Below are 4731 nucleotides of genomic sequence, written 5' to 3' on the forward strand. Positions count from 1 at the left end.
CGCCGGAACCACCGTGACCGTCCGCGCCGAAGGCCACGACGCCGAACAGGCCGTCACGACACTGACCCAGATCCTCGCCACCGCCGAATGACCCGGCCTGCGACCACCCCGCCCGGACGAGCCCACCCTGAAGAAGTGGAGGCGGCCGAGGATGAACCACCCCTCCAAGGCCCCGTCCGCCCGCGGCGCCGCCCCGCCCCCGCACACCGAGCACATCTGCCCGCTGCCGCGCGCCCCCGAAGCGGTTCGCACCGTACGCCGCAGCGCACGCGAGGTTCTCGCCCACTGGGCCCTGCCCGCGGAGACGGCCGACGACGCCGTCCTGGTGATCACTGAACTGATCACCAACGCGATCACCCACGCCAGACCCCCGGCGGAGCTGCGGCTGTCGATGCCCGGGGGCGGCGGCCGTCGCGCCCTGCGCATCGAGGTCACGGACGCCGGCCCCGTACCGCGGCACCGCCCGTCACCCGGCGGCCCGCACCCCGCCGTCTGGGAGGAATCCGGCCGCGGGACCGGCATCATCGCCGCTCTCTCCATACGGCACGGGACATCCCACCGCCCCCGTGGAAGCACCCGATGGGCGGACCTCCGCGTCCCGCGATGACCCCCGGTTCGGCGTCATCGCGGACCGGACGGCGGCTGTGGTGGCGAGTCGGCGGGGCGCGGGGCGTCGGCGCGCGGCGGGCCGCCAGGTCCTCGATCTGCTCCCGGGAGACCTGGCGTACACCACCGTCCTGACGATCCTGTCCCGCCTCTACGACAAGGGCATGCTGAGACGGCACCGGGAGGGCCGCGGATACGCCTACACACCGGTCCGGGGCGAGGCGTCGCACACGGCCCGGCGCATGCGGTCGCTGCTGGAGGAAGGTTCCGACCGCGAGGCGGTGCTGACGCGCTTGGTGTCCGAACTCTCCGCGCAGGACGAGCGATTGCTGCACCAGCTGCTGTCCGGGCACGACGCCGGCGACGAGCGCTCCGGCGGAAGGCGGTGAGCCGGTGCTGATCAGCGTCTACGTTCCGTCCGTCGTCACGGCCGTCGTCACGGCCGTCGTCACGGCCGTCGTCACGGCCGTCGTCACGGTGCTCGCGCCGCGCCTGGCGCGACGGCTCACGCCGCGCCCCGCCGCCTGGGCCCTGGTCTGCGCCGCGCTCGTCACGGCGGGCGGCTGGACGGGCTCGCTCACCCTGCTGGCATTCGCCGGTATCGCGCAGGTTCCCCAAGTCGCGGCCGAGGGCCACTGGTCGGTGTCCGCGCTGCGCGCGCAGGACCCGGTGTACGTCGCTGTCGCGGCCGCCAGCGCGGTCGTCCTGGCCACAAGCGTCGTCTCGCTGATCGTGTCCGCCCTCCGCCAGGTCCGCCAGGTCGTGCGGGCCCGGCGGGAGTGCGCCGGGCTGCCGGGCGACACGGAGCTGGCCGTGCTCGACGAGGACGCCCCGCTGGCGTTCGCCCTGCCCGGGGCGCCCGGACGGATCGTGGTGTCCCGGGGGATGCTGCGCTGTCTCGGCGACGACGAACGCGCGGCCCTGCTGGCGCACGAGCGGGCCCATCTGCGCGGAAGGCACTACCTCTTCCTGAGTCTGTGGCGGCTCACGGCGGCCCTGAACCCGCTGTTGCGTCCCCTGGCCGGCACTGGCGCCTTCGTCCTGGAGCGCCGGGCCGACGAGGAAGCCGCTGCGCAGGTGGGCGACCGGACGGTCGTCGCCCGCGTGGTCGGGCGCGCCGCCCTCGCGTCTGCGGGCGTGTCCCGCCCCGCTCATCTGGCCGCGACCGGTGGGGAAGTGCCCCAGCGGGTACGGGCCCTTCTGGCGCCGCCTCCCGCTCGCCGAAGCCTGCCCCTCCTGGCCGGTGCCGTCCTGCTGACCGTGTGCTGCGCGAGCCTCGCCAACGCCGCGTCCGACAGCGACCACATGGTCGACAGCGCGAAACGAGCGCAGTGTGCGGCGCCGGTGGAGAGCGCGGGCCCACCGCCGATGGGTGACCACCGGCGCGGGCCCGGCTTCTGCTGGGCCCCTCACGACCGGGGCCGGCGCCGGGAACACCGCTCATAGCCGCGGCGGTGCCGGCCCTCACCCGCCCGCCGGAAACGTCCGGCCCTGATCTCCCTCTTCCGCCCTTCGGGCCCCAGCGCTGTGCTGGTGGGCTCAGCAGGCCGGACGGGTCCTTGACGCCGTGCACGGTGCGGGCACGGCATCCGATGGGGAGGCCGGCCCTCGCCATCATGGTCTTGAGCGCCCGACGCGAGGAATCCCTGCGGTCACAGCACCAGGGACGGTGACACGACCGTTCGTGCGCGGCCGTAGGCACAGCCGTGAGCGCACGGGCCCGAAAACGAAGCAGCGTCCGAGTCGGCCGAAGCCGACTCGGACGCTGAACAGCAGGCCAGAGGGCAGAGAGCCCGCCTGCGAACCGTAGGCCCTGTGGGACTCGAACCCACAACCAATGGATTAAAAGTCCACTGCTCTGCCAATTGAGCTAAGGGCCCAGGCGATGTTGCCTCCCCGAGCATAGCCGGAGGAGGCCGCGTCTCCGATCGGGTATCGGGGTCCCGGGCCGGAAGTGTGCCGTACGGGGGGAATGCCGGGTGGCTGCGGGTGCCGTGGGCGTGCCGTGGGCGTGCCGTACGGGTCAGGGGTCGGCCGGTTCGGGGGCGCCCGCGCGGGCTGCCTCGCGGGCGAGGGTGCGTTCGTGGGTGGGGTTGAGGAACCAGTGGCGGGCCGAGGCGAGCCACCAGGCGGCGGCGAAGCCGAGGACGACCAGGACGGCGACCGGGGCGTAGTTGAAGGTCTCCCAGGTGACCGGGGAGACCTGCGGGAGCATGAAGAGGATCGTGATCACGCCGACCCATGCCACCGAGATCACGCCGATCGTCTGCGACCAGCGGCCCAGGTGCCACGGCCCGCGTTCGAAGGCGTCGCCCCGGCGGATCCGCAGCAGGGTCGGGATGACGTAGGCGATGTACAGGCCGATGACCGCGATCGAGGTCACGGCCGCGTAGGCGGTCACGTTGATCAGGTACGGGAGGCCGAGGACCAGGGCGCCCAGCGCAGCCAGCCAGACGGCCGCCACGGGCGTGCGCGTGCGGGGGCCCACCGTGTGCCACAGGTGCGAGAAGGGCAGCGCCCCGTCACGCGAAAAGGCGTAGATCATACGGCTGTTGGCCGTCACCGACGCCATGCCGCAGAACAGCTGGGCACCGATCACGACGAGCAGCAGCAGCTTGCCGGCGCTCGCGCCCAGGGCGTCCAGGAGGATCTGGGCGGGTGGTGCGCCGGTCGGGGAGGCGAGCTCCCGGTCGTAGGACTGGATGGCGAAGGTGAAGCCGAGGAGGAGGACGAAGCCGGCTATCCAGGACGTCCAGATGGAGCGGACGATGCCCTTGGGGCCGGCCGTGGACGCGTCGTGGGTCTCCTCGGTCATGTGGGCGGAGGCGTCGTAGCCGGTGAAGGTGTACTGCGCCATCAGCAGGCCGAGCAGCACGACGTAGACCCCGCTGCCCCAGCCGGTGTTGTCGACGAACTTCGTGAACACGAAGGACGCCGACTGGTGGTGGTCGGGCACGAGGGCAAGCGCGCCGACGATCACCGCCACGCCCAGCACGTGCCACCACACGCTGACGCTGTTGAGGAGGGCGACGATGCGCACACCGAAGGTGTTGAGCAGGCCGTGCAGGAGCAGGATCGCTGAGAACAGCAGAACCGTGCGGCCGGGAGTGACCTCGAAGCCGAACTGGAGGTTGAGGTAGGCACCGAGGAAGGACGCGGCGCCGAAGTCGATGCCCGCCGTGACCGCCACCTGGCCCAGCACGTTGAACCAGCCCGTGAACCAGGCCCAGGCGGCGGCCGACCGCGGCGGCGCCAGCCGGTGGGCCCAGAAGTACAGGCCCGCGGAGGTCGGGTAGGCCGAGCAGATCTCGGCCATCGACAACCCGACGAACAACGTCATCAGGCCGACGCCCACCCAGCCCCAGGTGATCACGGCGGGACCGCCGGTGTTCATCCCGAAGAGGTAGAGCGTCAGACAGCCGGAGAGGACGGAGATGATCGTGAAGGAGACCGCGTAGTTGGCGAACGCCGACATGCGGCGGGCGAGAACCTGGGTGTAACCGAGCTGGGCCAGCCGTTCCTCGTCCGACAGCCCACCGCTCGAGCTCGCTCTGGCGTCATCTGTCATGCCCCCAGCGATTCCCTCACCGGGGGCGTGACATGCGTCACTCGGCGCCCTGAAATCGGCGTCCGGGAAACGACGGCCGGGAAACGCCCCGGCAACGACCGGCCTGCGGCCGGCGCAAAGCAACGCGCCCCCGCCAGGATGGGGCGGGGGCGCGGCGCGCTCTCTCTCACATGGCGTCAGCCGTTGCGCTTCCAGCGCGGCTTGTCCTCGCGGCGGCCGAAGGAACCACCGCCACGGTGGTCGTCACGACGGCCGTAGGGACGCTCGTGGCCGCCCGAGCGGAAGCCGGGGCGGTCGCCCTGGCGGTCGCGGTTGAACGGGCGGTCACTGCCCCGGTGACCACCGCGCTCGTCGCGGCGCGCCGGACGGTCGTCACGGTGGAAGCCGCCACGCTCGTCGCGGCGGTCGAAGGAGCGGGGCGCGCGGTCACGGTCGCGGTCCCGGTCGCGGTTGAAGCCGCCCCGGTCGTCGCGCCGCTCGAAGGAACGGCCACCACGGTCGTCGCGGCGGAAGCCGCCCCGGTCGCCACGGTCACTCCGGTCACTCCGGTCACTCCG

Annotated in this window: 5 protein-coding genes, 1 tRNA gene and 1 pseudogene; 4 read left to right on the top strand and 3 right to left on the bottom strand. The window is 72.6% G+C overall.

Translation table 11 applies throughout. From position 1 onward, the window contains the following. Nucleotides 1-13 precede the first annotated feature (13 nt). From ACH4UM_RS14100 to ACH4UM_RS14115, 4 genes are read left to right on the top strand one after another with little or no spacing between them, the layout of a single operon-like run. Nucleotides 14-91: a hypothetical protein gene (locus tag ACH4UM_RS14100; protein ID WP_398178629.1), complete on the top strand. Its 78-nt coding sequence runs from the start codon at nucleotides 14-16 to the stop codon at nucleotides 89-91. Nucleotides 92-151: 60 nt separating this feature from the next. Next, nucleotides 152-607 carry an ATP-binding protein gene (locus tag ACH4UM_RS14105; protein ID WP_398177717.1) on the top strand — a complete coding sequence of 152 codons (456 nt, stop codon included), beginning with the start codon at nucleotides 152-154 and terminating at the stop codon, nucleotides 605-607. Between the two features lie 40 nt (nucleotides 608-647). Beyond that, nucleotides 648-995, top strand: a complete 348-nt coding sequence (locus ACH4UM_RS14110) for a BlaI/MecI/CopY family transcriptional regulator (protein ID WP_398177720.1) — start codon at nucleotides 648-650, stop codon at nucleotides 993-995. 4 nt (nucleotides 996-999) lie between these two features. After that, on the top strand, nucleotides 1000-2052 hold the full coding sequence (locus ACH4UM_RS14115; RefSeq protein ID WP_398177723.1) for a M56 family metallopeptidase: 1053 nt from the start codon (nucleotides 1000-1002) through the stop codon (nucleotides 2050-2052). Between the two features lie 361 nt (nucleotides 2053-2413). Here ACH4UM_RS14115 and ACH4UM_RS14120 read toward each other — a convergent pair. The 3 genes and pseudogenes from ACH4UM_RS14120 to ACH4UM_RS14130 form a co-directional block, all read right to left on the bottom strand. Beyond that, nucleotides 2414-2486, bottom strand: a tRNA-Lys gene (locus ACH4UM_RS14120). Between the two features lie 143 nt (nucleotides 2487-2629). Next, nucleotides 2630-4174, bottom strand: a complete 1545-nt coding sequence (locus ACH4UM_RS14125) for an amino acid permease (RefSeq protein ID WP_398177726.1) — start codon at nucleotides 4172-4174, stop codon at nucleotides 2630-2632. Between the two features lie 176 nt (nucleotides 4175-4350). Then, nucleotides 4351-4731, bottom strand: a pseudogene (locus ACH4UM_RS14130) (RNA helicase); the annotation flags it as partial.

Origin of the sequence: Streptomyces sp. NPDC020801 (genome assembly GCF_044334385.1) — a bacterium.
Classification (GTDB): domain Bacteria; phylum Actinomycetota; class Actinomycetes; order Streptomycetales; family Streptomycetaceae; genus Streptomyces.

What these genes read in the sequence shown, in the direction of transcription:
- ACH4UM_RS14105 (WP_398177717.1), top strand. Translation starts at nt 152, where the DNA reads ATGAACCACCCCTCCAAGGCCCCGTCCGCCCGCGGCGCCGCCCCGCCC.
- ACH4UM_RS14125 (WP_398177726.1), bottom strand. Translation starts at nt 4,174, where the DNA reads ATGACAGATGACGCCAGAGCGAGCTCGAGCGGTGGGCTGTCGGACGAG.